The organism is Mesorhizobium sp. USDA 4413 (assembly GCF_056280365.1).
This window is the reverse complement of the sequence record NZ_JBVPRP010000001.1, coordinates 3,438,360-3,453,516: the sequence shown is the minus strand read 5'-3', so window position 1 is coordinate 3,453,516 and position 15,157 is coordinate 3,438,360. Positions and strand designations below refer to the sequence as shown.

Annotated in this window: 18 protein-coding genes; 9 read left to right on the top strand and 9 right to left on the bottom strand. The window is 64.1% G+C overall.

The window, feature by feature from the left end; all coding sequences use genetic code 11:
• Positions 1–33 precede the first annotated feature (33 nt).
• The 6 genes from groL to ACVMIM_RS16585 all read left to right on the top strand — a co-directional run bounded on the left by groL (position 34) and on the right by ACVMIM_RS16585 (position 5,462).
• Complete coding sequence (groL, locus tag ACVMIM_RS16610; protein WP_476113276.1) at positions 34–1,662, top strand: chaperonin GroEL; 1,629 nt, start codon at positions 34–36, stop codon at positions 1,660–1,662.
• A gap of 68 nt (positions 1,663–1,730) precedes the next feature.
• Complete coding sequence (locus tag ACVMIM_RS16605; protein ID WP_476113275.1) at positions 1,731–1,946, top strand: hypothetical protein; 216 nt, start codon at positions 1,731–1,733, stop codon at positions 1,944–1,946.
• A 91-nt stretch (positions 1,947–2,037) separates the two neighbouring features.
• Positions 2,038–2,427: a helix-turn-helix domain-containing protein gene (locus ACVMIM_RS16600; RefSeq protein WP_476113274.1), complete on the top strand. Its 390-nt coding sequence runs from the start codon at positions 2,038–2,040 to the stop codon at positions 2,425–2,427.
• Complete coding sequence (locus ACVMIM_RS16595) at positions 2,408–2,710, top strand: DUF982 domain-containing protein (RefSeq protein ID WP_476113272.1); 303 nt, start codon at positions 2,408–2,410, stop codon at positions 2,708–2,710. Before ACVMIM_RS16600 ends, ACVMIM_RS16595 begins: the two co-directional genes overlap by 20 nt.
• Positions 2,711–2,768: 58 nt before the next feature.
• Positions 2,769–4,661: a molecular chaperone HtpG gene (htpG, locus tag ACVMIM_RS16590; RefSeq protein WP_476113271.1), complete on the top strand. Its 1,893-nt coding sequence runs from the start codon at positions 2,769–2,771 to the stop codon at positions 4,659–4,661.
• Between the two features lie 120 nt (positions 4,662–4,781).
• Positions 4,782–5,462, top strand: a complete 681-nt coding sequence (locus ACVMIM_RS16585; protein WP_476113270.1) for a type 1 glutamine amidotransferase — start codon at positions 4,782–4,784, stop codon at positions 5,460–5,462.
• A 10-nt stretch (positions 5,463–5,472) separates the two neighbouring features.
• Here the strand turns inward: ACVMIM_RS16585 and ACVMIM_RS16580 are convergent, their stop codons facing one another.
• The 5 genes from ACVMIM_RS16580 to ACVMIM_RS16560 all read right to left on the bottom strand — a co-directional run bounded on the left by ACVMIM_RS16580 (position 5,473) and on the right by ACVMIM_RS16560 (position 10,761).
• Entirely contained in the window at positions 5,473–7,095 is a 1,623-nt protein-coding gene (locus ACVMIM_RS16580) for an ABC-F family ATP-binding cassette domain-containing protein (protein WP_476113268.1), read from the bottom strand.
• Between the two features lie 191 nt (positions 7,096–7,286).
• The gene (locus tag ACVMIM_RS16575; RefSeq protein WP_476113266.1) at positions 7,287–8,033 is read right to left on the bottom strand and encodes a 2OG-Fe(II) oxygenase; all 747 of its coding nucleotides are present in this window, start codon (positions 8,031–8,033) and stop codon (positions 7,287–7,289) included.
• A 121-nt stretch (positions 8,034–8,154) separates the two neighbouring features.
• Positions 8,155–8,682 carry a carboxymuconolactone decarboxylase family protein gene (locus ACVMIM_RS16570; RefSeq protein ID WP_476113265.1) on the bottom strand — a complete coding sequence of 176 codons (528 nt, stop codon included), beginning with the start codon at positions 8,680–8,682 and terminating at the stop codon, positions 8,155–8,157.
• 2 nt (positions 8,683–8,684) lie between these two features.
• On the bottom strand, positions 8,685–9,107 hold the full coding sequence (locus tag ACVMIM_RS16565) for an OsmC family protein (RefSeq protein WP_476113264.1): 423 nt from the start codon (positions 9,105–9,107) through the stop codon (positions 8,685–8,687).
• Between the two features lie 121 nt (positions 9,108–9,228).
• Complete coding sequence (locus ACVMIM_RS16560) at positions 9,229–10,761, bottom strand: acid phosphatase (RefSeq protein ID WP_476113262.1); 1,533 nt, start codon at positions 10,759–10,761, stop codon at positions 9,229–9,231.
• Between the two features lie 202 nt (positions 10,762–10,963).
• On the opposite strand from ACVMIM_RS16560, the gene ACVMIM_RS16555 reads away from it, so the two are divergent.
• Both ACVMIM_RS16555 and ACVMIM_RS16550 read left to right on the top strand, forming a co-directional pair.
• Entirely contained in the window at positions 10,964–12,229 is a 1,266-nt protein-coding gene (locus ACVMIM_RS16555; protein WP_476113260.1) for a cytochrome-c peroxidase, read from the top strand.
• A 146-nt stretch (positions 12,230–12,375) separates the two neighbouring features.
• Complete coding sequence (locus ACVMIM_RS16550; protein WP_476113259.1) at positions 12,376–12,627, top strand: hypothetical protein; 252 nt, start codon at positions 12,376–12,378, stop codon at positions 12,625–12,627.
• 49 nt (positions 12,628–12,676) lie between these two features.
• On the opposite strand, the gene ACVMIM_RS16545 is transcribed toward ACVMIM_RS16550, so the two are convergent.
• A complete protein-coding gene (locus tag ACVMIM_RS16545; RefSeq protein WP_476113258.1) occupies positions 12,677–13,264 on the bottom strand; it encodes a dihydrofolate reductase family protein in 588 nt (195 codons plus the stop codon).
• Positions 13,265–13,361: 97 nt separating this feature from the next.
• On the opposite strand from ACVMIM_RS16545, the gene ACVMIM_RS16540 reads away from it, so the two are divergent.
• Complete coding sequence (locus ACVMIM_RS16540) at positions 13,362–13,778, top strand: winged helix-turn-helix transcriptional regulator (protein ID WP_476113257.1); 417 nt, start codon at positions 13,362–13,364, stop codon at positions 13,776–13,778.
• Between the two features lie 30 nt (positions 13,779–13,808).
• On the opposite strand, the gene ACVMIM_RS16535 is transcribed toward ACVMIM_RS16540, so the two are convergent.
• The 3 genes from ACVMIM_RS16535 to ACVMIM_RS16525 all read right to left on the bottom strand — a co-directional run bounded on the left by ACVMIM_RS16535 (position 13,809) and on the right by ACVMIM_RS16525 (position 15,000).
• Positions 13,809–14,024 (bottom strand): hypothetical protein, encoded by a 216-nt coding sequence (locus ACVMIM_RS16535; RefSeq protein ID WP_041001749.1) that lies wholly within the window; start codon positions 14,022–14,024, stop codon positions 13,809–13,811.
• Between the two features lie 536 nt (positions 14,025–14,560).
• Positions 14,561–14,707, bottom strand: a complete 147-nt coding sequence (locus ACVMIM_RS16530) for a hypothetical protein (protein ID WP_201414544.1) — start codon at positions 14,705–14,707, stop codon at positions 14,561–14,563.
• A gap of 98 nt (positions 14,708–14,805) precedes the next feature.
• The gene (locus ACVMIM_RS16525; protein ID WP_336619403.1) at positions 14,806–15,000 is read right to left on the bottom strand and encodes a hypothetical protein; all 195 of its coding nucleotides are present in this window, start codon (positions 14,998–15,000) and stop codon (positions 14,806–14,808) included.
• Between the last annotated feature and the right edge of the window lie 157 nt (positions 15,001–15,157).

Here is a 15,157-nt window from a genome sequence, read left to right as displayed (position 1 = left end):
TCAATGAAAACTGCCTAAGCAAGGAGTGATCCAATGGCTGCCAAGGAAGTCAAATTCCATTCCGACGCTCGCGAGCGCATGCTGCGCGGCGTCAACATCCTCGCCGACGCGGTGAAGGTGACGCTCGGACCGAAGGGCCGCAACGTCGTTATCGACAAGTCGTTCGGCGCGCCGCGCATCACCAAGGACGGCGTCACCGTCGCCAAGGAGATCGAGCTCGAGGACAAGTTCGAGAACATGGGCGCGCAGATGGTGCGCGAAGTCGCTTCGAAGACCAATGACCTTGCCGGCGATGGCACCACGACGGCCACGGTGCTTGCCCAGGCGATCGTTCGCGAGGGTGCCAAGGCGGTCGCCTCGGGCATGAACCCGATGGATCTGAAACGCGGCATCGACAAAGCGGTCGATGCGGTGGTCGCCGAACTCAAGGCCAACGCGCGCAAAATCACCAAGAATGACGAGATCGCTCAGGTCGGCACGATCTCAGCCAACGGCGATGCCGAGATCGGCCGCTTCCTTGCCGAGGCAATGCAGAAGGTCGGCAATGAGGGCGTCATCACCGTCGAGGAGGCCAAGACCGCCGAGACCGAGTTGGAAGTGGTCGAAGGCATGCAGTTCGACCGCGGCTATCTCTCACCCTACTTCATCACCAATCAGGACAAGATGCGCGTCGAGCTCGAAGAGCCCTATGTGCTGATCCACGAGAAGAAGCTCAGCAATCTCCAGGCCTTGCTGCCGGTGCTGGAAGCCGTGGTCCAGTCCGGCAAGCCGCTGCTGATCATCGCCGAGGACGTCGAAGGCGAGGCTCTGGCCACGCTGGTGGTCAACAAGCTGCGCGGCGGGCTGAAGGTCGCCGCCGTTAAGGCCCCGGGCTTCGGCGACCGCCGCAAGGCCATGCTGGAGGACATCGCCATCCTGACCGGCGGCACGGCCATCAGCGAGGATCTCGGCATCAAGCTGGAGAACGTCACGCTGGAAATGCTCGGCCGCGCCAAGAAGGTCGCCATCGAGAAGGAGAACACCACCATCGTCGATGGCGCAGGCAAGAAGGCCGAGATCCAGGGCCGCGTCACGCAGATCAAGGCGCAGATCGAGGAGACCACCTCCGACTACGATCGCGAGAAGCTGCAGGAGCGGCTGGCGAAGCTCGCCGGCGGCGTCGCGGTGATCCGCGTCGGCGGCGCCACGGAAGTCGAGGTCAAGGAGAAGAAGGACCGTGTCGACGATGCACTGCACGCCACGCGCGCCGCGGTCGAGGAAGGCATCCTGCCCGGCGGCGGCGTTGCCCTGCTCCGGGCTGCGAAAGCGCTCGATGCGGTGGCCGTCGACAACCCAGACCAGAGATATGGCGTCGACATCGTGCGGCGCGCGATCGAGGCTCCGGCGCGCCAGATCGCCGAGAATAGCGGATCGGAAGGGTCGATCATCGTCGGCAAGCTGCGCGAGAAGACTGAATTCGCCTATGGTTGGAACGCCCAGACTGGCGAATATGGCGACCTCTACAAGCAGGGTGTGATCGACCCCGCCAAGGTCGTGCGCACCGCCCTGCAGGATGCGGCCTCGGTCGCCGGTCTGCTCGTCACCACCGAGGCAATGGTGGCCGAGAAGCCGAAGAAGGAAACCGCTCCCGCCATGCCGGCCGGCGCCGGCATGGACTTCTAAGACGCTGACGAAAAGCTCGCTCCCGGCTACGGGAGCGGGCGCTTCAACAGGTAGATGGGAGGGCCCTGATGAATATGATGAGCGGCAACGGCTCAATTCCGGCGCCGACGCATCCGGCAAGCGAATTCCTCGCTTATGAAGCCGAATGCCGAAGCGCACTAAAGCCGCTGTTGGCAGGCCTGCTCGACGCGGCCGAAGCCGCCGGATGGAATCGGCGGACCGTCGCCTCGACCTTGATGTTTCTTGCCGCACAGAAGGTGTCGGCCGCCGAAACACCCGCGTGAAACTGAACGAGATCGACCCCGCCCCTCGCGGGCGGGGTCCATCAACTGCATCGAAATGGGATAAGACGCTTGCACGGGGAACACGATTGCCATGATTGCGGGACGTTTGCGGGAATGCCTGAGAACCTTGCGATGGGATGCCGCCGATCTTGCGCAGGAGCTTGACTGTTCCAGGACGGATGCGGCGCGCTGGATCGAGGGGCGCGCGCCGGTGCCGCTGGCGGTCGCCGCCTGGATCGAAGCCCTGACCAAGGCGCATGGCGCGCTGCCGCCGCCGCGCCTGAACCAGCAAAGTTCAGCGACGCACATCACGTCGGCCGGGCCGGTGGTTGTGCACGCCTTCCCCGGCCAGCCGCATGGCATCGTCCTGCAACCGCCCTACCCGCGCCGACATGCGCTGGCCGGGACGGCCGGCGTTCGCCCCGGAATCAGGGGCATGCATCCAACAGGAGCTTCGGACCATGACCCACGACCGCTTTGAAGAACCTGTCACCGTGCTCGTCGGCATGGGTTTGCCGGCGCGGATCGAGACCGTGGCGGAAGCCCATGCCCTGCTGCAGGATTGGCCGGCTGTGAGCAGGAGCAGCGCGCATGTGATCGCGCTCAACGCCTGCAAGGCCGGCATTGCCGGCGAGATCGACCCGGAAACGGTGCGGGCAACCCTTGTTGCCTTCGCCCGCCGCCACGATATTCTGGCGCCGGACATGGTTTCGATGGCGCCCGCAGCGCTGGCACGGCGGGCCTCCACAAGCAACAATGGCTGACGATTGAACCCCGCACGTGCTGGCGCGGCGGACAAAATAACCAACCCAGGAATTTTGAATGACGACTGACACCAAGACGACGGAAACCAGGACTTTCGAGGCGGATGTCTCGCGGCTGCTGCACATGATGGTGCATTCGGTCTATTCGGACCGCGACGTCTTCCTGCGCGAGCTGATATCCAACGCGGCGGACGCCTGCGAGAAGCTGCGCTTCGAGGCGGTAAGCCGGCCCGAGCTTTTGGGCGAGGATCCGAAGCCGCGCATCATCATCGCCGCCGACCCGGACAATAAGCAGCTTTCGGTCGAGGACAACGGCATCGGCATGAGCCGCGACGAGATGGCGGAGGCGCTGGGCACGATTGCGCGCTCCGGCACGCGCGCCTTCATGGAGCGCGTCGAGTCCGGCAAGGCGGCGGAGGACACGCAGCTCATCGGCCAGTTCGGCGTCGGCTTCTATTCTGCCTTCATGGTCGCGGATCGGGTCGACGTCATCAGCCGCCAGGCCGGCAGCGACCAGGCCTTCCGCTGGTCGTCCGATGGCAAGGGCACCTATGAGATCGCACCGGCGCCACTTGAGGCGGCGCCCAAGCGCGGCACGCGCGTCGTGTTGCATCTGATGGAAGATGCTTCTTCCTACACCACGCCCTACCGGCTCGAACGGCTGGCAAAGTCGCAGTCTGGCCATGTACCGGTGCCGATCACGCTTGTCGAGAAACCCGGCGCCGAGCCGCGCGACATCGCCGACGGCACGGCGCTTTGGGTGCGGCAGAAGAGCGAGATCAAGCCGGAGGAATATACCGACTTCTACCGCAGCATCGCCGGCCAGTATGACGAGCCGGCCTCCACGATCCATTTCCGCGCCGAGGGCCGCCAGGAATACAGCGTGCTCGCTTTCGTGCCCGGATCGCGGCCGTTCGATCTCTTCGACCAAGACCGCAAGGGCCGCATCAAGCTCTATGTGCGGCGTGTCTTTATCACCGACGATGCCGATCTCCTGCCGCGTTACCTGCGCTTCGTGCGCGGCCTGGTCGATTCGGCCGACCTGCCGCTCAACGTGTCGCGCGAGATGATCCAGGAAAGCCCGCTGCTCGCCTCGATCCGCAAGGGCGTGACCAACCGCGTTCTCGGCGACCTCGCCAAAACAGCCGAAAACGATGCCGAAACCTACGCAAAAATTTGGGAGAATTTCGGCGTCGTCCTCAAGGAAGGTCTCTATGAGGATTACGAGCGGCGCGAGCAGTTGCTGAAGCTTGCCCGTTTCCGTTCCACGGCTTCGGGCGAAGGCTGGCGCAGCCTTGCCGACTATGTCGGAGCAATGAAGGAGGGCCAGAAAGCTATCTTCTTCATGGCCGGCGACGACCGTGCCCGGTTGGAGGCCTCGCCGCAGCTCGAAGGGTTTCGCGCACGCGGCATCGAGGTGCTCTTGCTCACCGATCCGGTCGACAATTTCTGGGTGACGATGGCGCCGGAATTCGACGGCAAGCCGTTCAAGTCGGTGACGCAGGGCGCGGCAGAGCTTGCCGACATCCCGCTGCCCGACGATGCGGCGAAGCCGGGCACCGAAACGTCATCGGACATCACGACGTTCCTGGCTTTCGTGAAGACGACGCTCGGCGAGGAGGTGTCGGACGTGAAGGCCTCCGACCGGCTGACGGAAAGCGCCGTCTGCCTTGTCGCGCCGGAGCATGGCCCGGACCGCCAGTTCGAGCGCCTGCTCAACGCCGCCGGCCGGCTCGACAAGGCGGCCAAGCCGATCCTCGAGATCAACCCGCGCCATGAGCGCGTCGCGGCGCTGGCAAAGCTCGGCGAGGACGAAAAGGCGTTCAAGGAAGATGCCGCGCATCTGCTTTACGACGAAGCGCGCGTGCTCGACGGCGACAAGCCGGCGGACGCCAAGGCTTTCTCGGCGCGCCTCGCACGGTTGATTGATCGCGGCTTGGCAAAGGGGTAAGCGCGCCGGTGGCGCGCTTGTGCAGTCTGTCAGCGTCCAGTCGGAACTGGGCGCTGGCACATTCCCAGCAGCCTGCTAAGCTTTATCGAGTATTCTGCGGAATGAGCGGCGGGAGCCCCGATGAAGCGCATTGTTCTGGTCAGGCACTCGGAAGAGCCTGGCGACGATCATGTCCAGACGACCCTTGAAGCGAACGGCCATGCGGTCACGACCGCGATGCCGTTCAAGGGCGAGACGATCGATCTCGAAAATGTCGAAGGCGCCGTGATCTATGGCGGCCCGTTCAACGTCTTCGACACCGAGAAGCACCCGTTCCTCGATCACGAAGCGGCGCTGATCGAGCATTGCCTTGACAACGATCTGCCGCTGCTCGGCATCTGCCAGGGCGCGCAGCAGATCGCCTGGCATCTTGGCGCCGATGTCGGGCCGGTGGAAAGCGGCATCAGGGAGTTCGGCTATTTCGAGATCACGCCGACGGCCGAGGCCGGCGATTTCCTCGATCGGCCGCTCTTCCTGCCGCAGAACCATTTTCACACATTCGACCTTCCGGCCGGCGCGGTGCATCTCGCCTCGAGCGAAACGTTTCCCAACCAGGCGTTCCGGATCGGCGGCAACACCTACGCGCTGCAATTCCACGCCGAGCAGGGTCCGGCCGGCTTCCGGCGATGGCAGGAGCGGCAAGGCGCGCCTTATGGAACGCTCGGCGCGCAGGACCGGGACGAACAGGACCGGCTGATGGAAGCCCACCACACAGCGCAGCATGCCTGGTTCAGCGGCTTCGTGACCAAGCTGTTCGGCTGAGAAGCGGTCGCTATCCCCTCAGCCCCGGCGCTTCCTGGCCGGTGCGGGCGACATATTCGGTGTAGCCGCCGCCATAGGTGTGGATGCCATCGGGCGTCAGTTCCAGCACGCGGTTCGACAGCGCCGCCAGGAAGTGGCGGTCGTGCGAGACGAAGAGCATGGTGCCTTCGTACTGCGACAGCGCCTCGATCAGCATCTGCTTGGTGGTGATGTCGAGGTGGTTGGTCGGTTCGTCGAGCACCAGCAGGTTGGGCGGGTCGAACAGCATCAGCGCCATCACCAGCCGCGCCTTCTCACCGCCGGAAAGCACGCGGCACTTCTTCTCGATCTCGTCGCCGGAGAAGCCGAAGCAACCGGCAAGCGCGCGCAGCGGCGCCTGGCCGGCCTGCGGAAAATTATCCTCCAGCGTCTGGAAGACGGTGCGCTCACCATCGAGCAACTCCATGGCGTGCTGGGCGAAATAGCCCATCTTGACGCTCGGACCGCGCGCGACCGTGCCTTCGTCCGGCTCGGAAGCCCCGGCGACCAGCTTCAGAAGCGTCGACTTGCCGGCGCCGTTGACGCCCATCACGCACCAGCGTTCGCGGCGGCGGATCTGGAAGTCGAGGCCTGAATAGATGGTGCGGCTGCCATAGGCCTTGTGGATGCCCTTCAGCGTCGCCACGTCCTCGCCGCAGCGCGGCGCCGGCTGGAACTCGAAGGCCACCGTCTGGCGGCGCTTCGGCGGCTCGACGCGGTCGATCTTGTCGAGCTTCTTCACCCGGCTCTGCACCTGGGCCGCATGCGAAGCGCGCGCCTTGAAACGCTCGATGAAGGCGATCTCCTTGGCCAGCATCGCCTGCTGGCGCTCGAACTGCGCCTGCAATTGCTTGTCGGCCAGCGCACGCTGCTCCTGGTAGAATTCGTAATTGCCGGAATAGGACGTCAGCGCACCGGCGTCGATCTCGATGATTTTCGACACGATGCGGTTCATGAACTCGCGGTCGTGCGAGGTCATCAGCAACGCGCCGTCATAGTCCTTCAGGAACTTCTCCAGCCAGATCAGGCTTTCGAGGTCGAGATGGTTCGACGGCTCGTCGAGCAGCATGACGTCAGGCCGCATCAACAGGATGCGGGCGAGCGCCACGCGCATCTTCCAGCCGCCGGAGAGTTTTGAAACGTCGCCGTCCATCATCTCCTGGCTGAAGCCGAGGCCGTCCAGCACCTCGCGCGCGCGGCCGTCCAGCGCATAGCCTTCGAGTTCCTCGAAACGGTGCTGCAACTCGCCGTAGCGCTCGATGATCTGATCCATCTCGCCGGCGCGCTCGGGATCGCCCATGGCGTGCTCTAGCTCGCGCATCTCCGCGGCCACCGCGCTGACCGGCCCCGCCCCTTCCATGACCTCGGCGACGGCGCTCATGCCGCCCATGTCGCCGACATCCTGGCTGAAATAGCCGATGGTCACGCCGCGATCGATCGAGACCTGTCCCTCGTCGGGCTGCTCCTGACCGATGATCATGCGGAACAAGGTCGTCTTGCCGGCGCCGTTCGGGCCGACGAGCCCGACCTTCTCGCCCTTCTGCAAGGCGGCCGAGGCTTCGATGAAGACGATCTGTCGGCCGTTCTGCTTGCCGATATTTTCGAGACGGATCATGGGCTCGTAGGGAGTAGGGAGTAGGGAGTAGGGAGTAGGGAGTAGGGAGTAGGGAGTAGGGAGTAGGGAGTAGGGCCAATAAGCGAATGCGCCGAATAAGGGAACCCCTCATCGCTGCATGGCCTCGACGTAACCCTACTGCCTACTGCCTACTGCCTACTGCCTACTGCCTACTGCCTACTGCCTACTGCCTACTGCCTGGCGTCGTGGAAGATGATGCCCACCGTATGCCGCTGCCCCGAACGCAACCGGCTCACGCCGTGGCGCAAATTCACCCGGTAATAGTCCTTGGTGCCTTGCACCGGCCGGTTGTGCACGGCGAAGATTACAGCGTCGCCGCGCTTGAGCGGCACCACCTCGGCGCGGCTTTGCATGCGCGGGCGCTGCTCGGTGAGCACGAATTCGCCGCCGGTGAAATCTTCGCCGGGCTCCGAGAGCAGGATTGCCACCTGAAGCGGAAAGGCGAGCGCACCGTAGAGATCCTGGTGCAGGCAGTTGAAGTCGCCGGGGCCGTATTGCAGCAGGAGCGGCGTCGGCCTCGTCTGGCCCTCCTCATGGCAGCGCTTCAGGAAGGCGGCGTGCTCGACGGGATAGCGCTGCGCCACACCCATCTTCTCGTTCCAGTCGTTGGCGACGGTGGCGAGGCGCGGATAGAGGGCCGTGCGCAAGCCGTCGACCAGGTCCGGCAGCGGATATTTGAAGTAGCGATATTCGCCCTTGCCGAAGCCGTGGCGGGCCATCACCACATGGCTGCGGAAATGCTCTTCATGCGGATAGAGCGCTGCGATTTCGGCGCATTCCTCTGGCGAGAGCAGGCCCGGCATGACGGCGCAACCATGGGCGTTGAGCTCGGAGACGATGCCGCGCCATTCCTGCGCGGCGACGCGGGATTCGGCGGAGCGGCTGGTGCGTTTGGTGTTGAAGGAATGGATGGTCATGGCTTGACTCCTTGCTTGCCCACGAAGATGGGGCGCGCGACGGGACGCAGCCACCCGATACACGACAAGATGGCGAGGCGCGGCAGCGCTAATCTCCCCGCAAGGGCGGAGATTGGCAGCTTCACAGCCTGCGATACTTCTCCAGCTCCGGATCGAGATCCACCTTCACCGCATTGGTGAAGACGCAGGTCGCCACCATGATGCCGGCGAAGGCGGTGAGGTTGACGAGCAGCGTCTCGTCATAGCGCGCCTTGAGCGCGGCCCAGACCTCGTCCGGAACGGCATTGGCATCGGTTGCGACCGCCTTGCCGAACTTCATCAGCAGCGCCTCATGCGCAATGGGCTCGATCGCTTCGGGATCGAGGCCGCTGTCGATAAGCGCGCGGCGGAAGAAGGTCACCGGGATCTCGGCGCGCATCGTCTCGGCGATCGCTTTCGAGAACAGCCAGATGGCGCGGTCGTCGAGCGTCGGCTTCAGCAGGTCGCGCAGCGTGAACCATTCGGCGTAGATGCGGTGGGCGGCGGGCGAGCGAAGCAGGATGCGCTTCATGTTGGTCATGCGGCCGCGCAGCGCGAGCTCGCGGTCGTGCTCGGCGCGGATGTCTTCCGAGGCGGCGGCGTAGTCAATCGGCGAAAGCTGCGCCCTCACACTCACCCCACCGTCGCGTGAAGTGCCGGCGCGCCGCGCAGGGTGTTTGAGACGGTGCAGATGTCTTCGGCATCCGCCAGGATCCGCTCTTTCATCGCGGCATCCAGGTCGCCGGTGATCTCGAGCCTGACGGTGAACGTCTCGACCCGCGCGGGCTCGTCCTTCGCCTTCTCGCCGGTGACCTCCGCCCTCACCTCGCCAAGCCGGTCGGCGATACCAAGCCGAGTCGCCGCGATGCGGGCGCTGAGCACCATGCAGGCGGCCAAAGAGGCATAGAGCAGGTCGAGCGGGCTGAAGCCCGGGGCACTGACCTGCGTGACCACATCGACAGTGCCGCCTGTCGGGGTGGTTATGGTGGGCAGGTCGCCCGGTGGCAGGACGGCGAGAGCGCCGGCGTTTCGGGTTCTGACTTTAAGGTCCGCCATCGCATGGCCTCCGATTTGGAAGCCATTGATAGCGGACGGGAATTCGCTGGGGCAAGGCGTTAGGCGACTGGCGCTTCCTCGCCCGCACGAATGTGGGGAGAGGAACCCAAGTTCTGAGATGCTACTTCGTCAGATCGAGCGCCGCCGTCAGGTCGCCCATCGGCGGCTGGTCGTTGTTGCGCAGTGCCTTGTCGCGGGCGACGATGCCGGGCAGCACCGGCAGGTCGTAGCGGTTGGTGATGAAGCGCAGGATCGAGGTGGTGTCATACTGCGTGTGATCGACCATGCCCATCTTGGCATAGGGCGAAATGATGAAGGCCGGGATGCGGTTGCCCGGACCCCAGCGATCGGCCTTGGGCGGCGCGACGTGATCCCAGAAGCCGCCATTCTCGTCATAGGTGATGACGACCAGCATGTGAGCCCATTGCGGGCTCTTCTCCAGATGCGAGACGAGGTCGGCCAGATGGCGGTCGCCGGACGTCACGTCGGCATAGCCGGCGTGTTCGTTGAGGTTGCCCTGCGGCTTGTAGAAGGACACGGCCGGCAGCTTGCCGTCGTCGATCGCCTTGATGAACTCGCCGCCGTCAAGGCCGCCATCCTTGAGGTGCTCGGCTCGGGCGGCCGTGCCCGGCGCATAGGCCGCGAAATAGTTGTAGGGCTGGTGGTGGAACTGGAAATTGGGCACAGGGGCCGCGTTCTTGCCGTCAAGCGCCGCCTGCCAGGCGCCCGAATACCAGGCCCAGGAAATGCCCTTCAGCGACAACAGATCGCCGATGGTGATCTCGTGCTGCGGCGGCAGCGTGGTGGGCACAGCCGGATCGGCCAGCGCCTTGTCGCCGCCCTCGGCCGGCTTGTTGGCGCTCGGCTGGTAAGGCGGCTGCATGGTGTTGACGGCGTAGAAGTCCGGCGTGATGGCGCCGTCATTGACGAATTTCGGCACGCCGCCCAGCGCCGAAGGCGGTGAATTGTCGGCCGGTTTCAGCGTCACGCCGTCCGGTTCGACGACGGCGATCTGGCCCTTCACAGGACTGGTGTCGGCATTCGGATAGTAAGGCGCGCAGGCGCAGGCGAGCATGAAGTGGTTGAGGAAGGAGCCGCCGAACGCGCCCTGGAAAAAATTGTCCGCCAGCACGTATTTCTTGGCGATCGCCCACATCGGCAGGTTGGAGCCGTCATAATGGCCCATGACCAGGGAGCCGGAATCGGCCCAGGCGACGAACTTGTCGTTACGGCCGCCGTCGATCTGCATCTGCTCCTGGTAGAAGCGGTGCCAGAGATCGTGCGTGATGACGCTGGTGCCCTCGTTGAAGCCCTTGGGGTCGTCGATAGCGAAGGTGGCGTTGGCAAGATGCGCGCTCTGCGCCTCCGTGACCGCTGGCGTGACACCCTTGCCGGTCAGCCCGCCCCAGACCGGCGGCAGTTCGGAAAGCGGCTTGCCGTCGCGGTCAAGCTGGCGCGCCTGGTCGGGCGACACGTTGGCCAGGCCGTTCGCGCCGGGAAAGCCGCCATATAGATTGTCGAAGCTGCGGTTCTCGGCGTAGATGACAACGACGGTGTCGATCTTGTCATAGCCGGGAGGAGCCGCCTGGGCAGCAGCAGAGAGCGATGCCAGCGCCGTGGAGGCGATGCAAAGAGAGAGAAAGGTTCGGGTCATCGGGAAATGCCTCGTGGCTTGGGAATGGCTGGAGGACGGCAATGCAGGAACGCAGCTGCATCAATGCCCAGCTACTTCGATGCCTTGTCACCTATGTGACAGTTCTGCAGCCTCCGGACACGGTTTCGTGAGGGAGACAGCCGGTCATCAATCCGTTGCACTCGAACCTTACGCGAGCGAAATCGAGCGAAGGAAATCACGGATGTCGCCGCGGACGATGGTACGGAAAAATCACGCAATCGCCCTTCTGGCGGCCTCGATTGTCGGCTTGACCGCGCCTGCCAATACCGCGGAACCCTTCGGCGTCCATCCCGGCCCGATGTCGCGCAAGGAGGCCTTCGCCCGCGCCGACGCGCTGACGGCGCTTGGGCGGCAGATGTTTTTCGACCCGTCGCTCTCGGCATCGGGCAAGCAGGCCTGCTCGTCCTGCCACGATCCCAACCATGCTTTCGGACCGGCCTCGGCCTCGCCGGTCGAAACGGGCGGAGCGAAGCTCGACCAGCCCGGCGTCCGCGCCGTGCCGTCGCTGCGCTACCTGCAGGCGGCCCCCGCCTTCACCGAGCATTTCTACGACTCCGAGGACGAAGGGGACGAAAGCGTCGACAATGGCCCGACCGGCGGCCTGACCTGGGACGGTCGCGCCGACCATGGCAAGGACCAGGCGAAGATCCCGCTGCTCTCTCCCTTCGAGATGGGCAACAAGGACGCGGCCCAGGTGGTCGCCAGCCTGCGCAAGGCGCCCTATGCCGATGCCTTCAAGGCAGCGTTCGGCGCCGATGTCTTCGACCATCCGCAGGACGCCTTCGATGCCGCGGTGGAGGCGCTCGGCACATTCGAGCAGAGCAGCGCCGACTTCTACCCCTATTCCAGCCGCTACGACGCCTTCCTCGCCGGCAAGGCGCAGCTTTCCGCGCAGGAATTGCGCGGCCGCATGCTGTTCGAGGACGAGTCGAAGGGCAATTGCGCGAGCTGCCATTTGAGCGAGCCCGCCAATGACGGCGAGCCGCCGCAATTCACCGATTACGGCCTGATCGCGATTGCCGTACCGCGCAATCCGGCGATTCCAGCGAATGCCGATCCCAACTATGTCGACCTCGGCCTGTGCGGTCCGCTGCGCACCGACTTCAGGAGCCGCGCCGAATATTGCGGCCTGTTCAAGACCCCGACCCTGCGCAACGTGGCCTTGCGGAAAAGCTTCTTCCACAATGGCTATTTCCACACGCTGCGCGAGGCGGTCGCCTTCTACGCCAGCCGCGACAGCGACCCGGGGCGCTGGTATCCGAGGAAGGCGGACGGCACGGTCGACAAATTCGATGACCTGCCTAAAGCCTACTGGCCGAACCTCAACACCGATCCGCCGTTCAACGGCAGAAAGCCGGGCGACAAGCCGGCGCTGACCGACGCCGAGATCGACGACATCGTTGCCTTCCTCGGCACGCTGACCGACGCGGACCAAGCGGGGCAGTAGGCTGCGCCGCCAGGACAATTTCGGGGCGCGACGGCCCCGGTCTGAGTTCTGCTATCCACCGCAAATGTGTGCCAATGTGAGCCACGTCATAGGAACACCAAGCCGCACTTGCTATATTGCCCATCTCTTCACAGATGGAGTCTCCGATGAGGTTCATCGCGGTGCAGGAGCCGCCTGGGAGCAGCTGGGCGGTGTTCGATGCGGGCAATGGGGCGCCGGCGGAATATGCCGGCCGGGTGCTTATCGGCCTGACATCGCGCGAGGCCCGCTGGTTCGTCGCCGCGGGCAACGACCATGCAGCCTGGCCGCGGCCCGGCCGGCCAGCCGGGCAATTGCGGCTCGTCAGCGGAGGCCGCTCCCGGTCGATCCGGGAAAGGCATGGCCAACCAGCCGGTTGAGAGGACGCGCTGCCAGATTGATTCAGGGCAGCGCCTCAATCATTGGCCCTCATTGCGCCGGTGCATAGCGGCTCACCACCATGCCGCAGGCATAGGGCTTCGAGCCGAGGAGCTTCAGCCTGCTGAAACCGCCCTTGTCGAAGATGCGGCGGCCCCTGCCTAGAACCGCCGGATTGGTAAAGAGCTGGTATTCGTCGACAAGGCCGGCGGCGACCAGCGCCGAGGCAAATCCGGCGCCGCCGAACACGGCGATGTCGCCGCCCTCGCCTTGCTTCAGCCTGCGCACCTCGCGCGGCAGGTCTCCGCTTACGACGCGCGTGCGCTCCCAGCGCGATGTTTCGAGCTTATCGCTCGCCACCACCTTCTCAGCCTCGACGACGCGCCGCGCGAAGGCATAGAAAGGGTCATTCGGGTATTTCTTTGCCGCATTGCCCCAATGGGTCAGGTAGCCCTCCTCAGCCATCTTGCGGCTCAAAAGGATAGTGTCGATGGTCGTGAAGACGGCGTTGAAGTCCTGCTTGAGCTCCTCGTCCCAGGCACTGTCGTCGCCCCACTCCCAGAGCTGCCAGCGGTGGTCCTCATCGGCGCCCACAAAACCGTCGACCGACATCTGCATCTGCAGGACGAGCTTTTTCATGTCCGTTTCCTCACCTCGACGCTTTACTTTTGGAACCGTTTGACGCACCCAAAGAGTGGTGTCAATAGTAAAGTGATTTAAAAATGGAATTATAGAGATGGCGACGCGAGAAAGGTCCGGTTGCCCGATCAGCCTTTCGCTCGAACTCGTCGGCGACCGCTGGACGCTGCTCATCATCCGCGACTTGGTCTTCGCCGGGAAAAGGCATTTTCGCGAATTCCTGCAATCCGACGAAGGCATTTCGTCCCGGACGCTCGCCGAGCGGCTGCAGACGCTGCAGGACGAAGGCATCGTCACCCGCAGCGACGACCCGGCTCACGCGCTGAAGGCGATCTACCGGCTGACCGAAGCCGGCATCGACCTGCTGCCGGTGCTGGTGACGCTAGGCGTCTGGGGCAGCAAATACCGCAACGCCGACGACAAGCTGGCGCGGATAGCGGATGGACTGGCGGCCGGCGGGGAGCCGGCGCTCGAGCGGATGAAAGAGCGGCTCAGGGCTGAGCATCTGGGCTAGCGGGCCGTCTCCCCCTCGTGGGCAGATAAGCTAGCGAGGCTGCCCGCGTTGCAGCGGCCCGACCGGCTCCTCGGTCGGCGGCTCCCCCGGCAGACCCAATCGCAGCCGCTCTTCCTCGGCGAAGGTCTCGGCCTGCGCATGAACATCGAACACTTTCTGTCTCAGCCTGCCGCCATCCACGACACGCACGATCCATTGGTCATTGACGGGTTTTACGCGGACACTGTCTGGCTCGCTCGTTACCATATACAGCTCCTGCTCTTCGCTCGAAGAATTGCCTAACTCCGACCCAATATGATCTAATGCGCCTGGAGTTGCCGAAAAGTGGGGCCTATCAGCCTCTAGTGCAAAACGGCTCGCCGTTATTCAACACTTTTGCGGAGCCTCGCGAACAGAAACGAACATGGCGGAGCAGGCATGCCGTTGCATCTTGGCGCAGCGGAGTTCGACTTCACTACGATATTTCGGTCTGCGAGACGGCGCGGCAGTGGATGTCTAAAATGTCCGGGTGGAAGCGTGGATCGCGCGGTCCGGCACTTGGCCGTGCGCGAGTGCGGACGAATTCGCCGCACGGCGGCGGCCCGGCAGCCTGGGGGGGGTGATACTGGGTTCGGCGGCCGGGCCTGACCGGAGTTTGCGAGGCCGCCGGCTACGATGAGCATGCGCCTGGACCCGGCCAAGGACAAGAACGACCTAGGCCCTAAGACCAAAGCTGCACGGGTACGCCCACACGCCCGGTTGCGCTTGGACCGACTGTGAAAACGTGTCGAACGCCGGTCGCGTCAAAAGCCGAAGAAATGCCGGCCGACGAGATAGCCGAGCGCCGCGACGACCAGCGGAAACAGCGCCGGCGCGGCCTTGCTGAACAGCGAGGGGTTTATCTCCTTGGCGGGAGCGCTGGGTTTGGCATTGCCGAGGTTTTTGGTCATGAGCGCACTACCGGTTGGGGCTAGCTGCCGGCTGAGCCATTAAATTAGAAATCGCTTATTAAATTTCCGGCAAGCCCAACACTACAATTCGCGGCAATTTATTCCGATTGCTGGGTACGCTCGGCAAGCGCGAAGGCCTGGAGATTGCGCGACTTGCCGGGATCCTGGTCGGCATTGGCGATGATGGCGTGGAAGGCCGCGCGGGCGATGTCCTTCTTCTTGGCGCCCGGATGCAGTTTTCGCACCGCCTTGAGCAGGTCTTTCGGTTTCATATCGGGGGTGACAACGCGCATCAGCGTATCACCTATGGCCTGCAATTCGCTGGCATCGATAATGATGAACCCTGTTTTGGCGGCAGGAGCCTAGCATATAGCGGATCGAGCGCGTCACTTTTGTGATACGCGCCGATGGAATTGGAGCCGGCGTCGCTGAAGATTTTCGTGGCGAAAG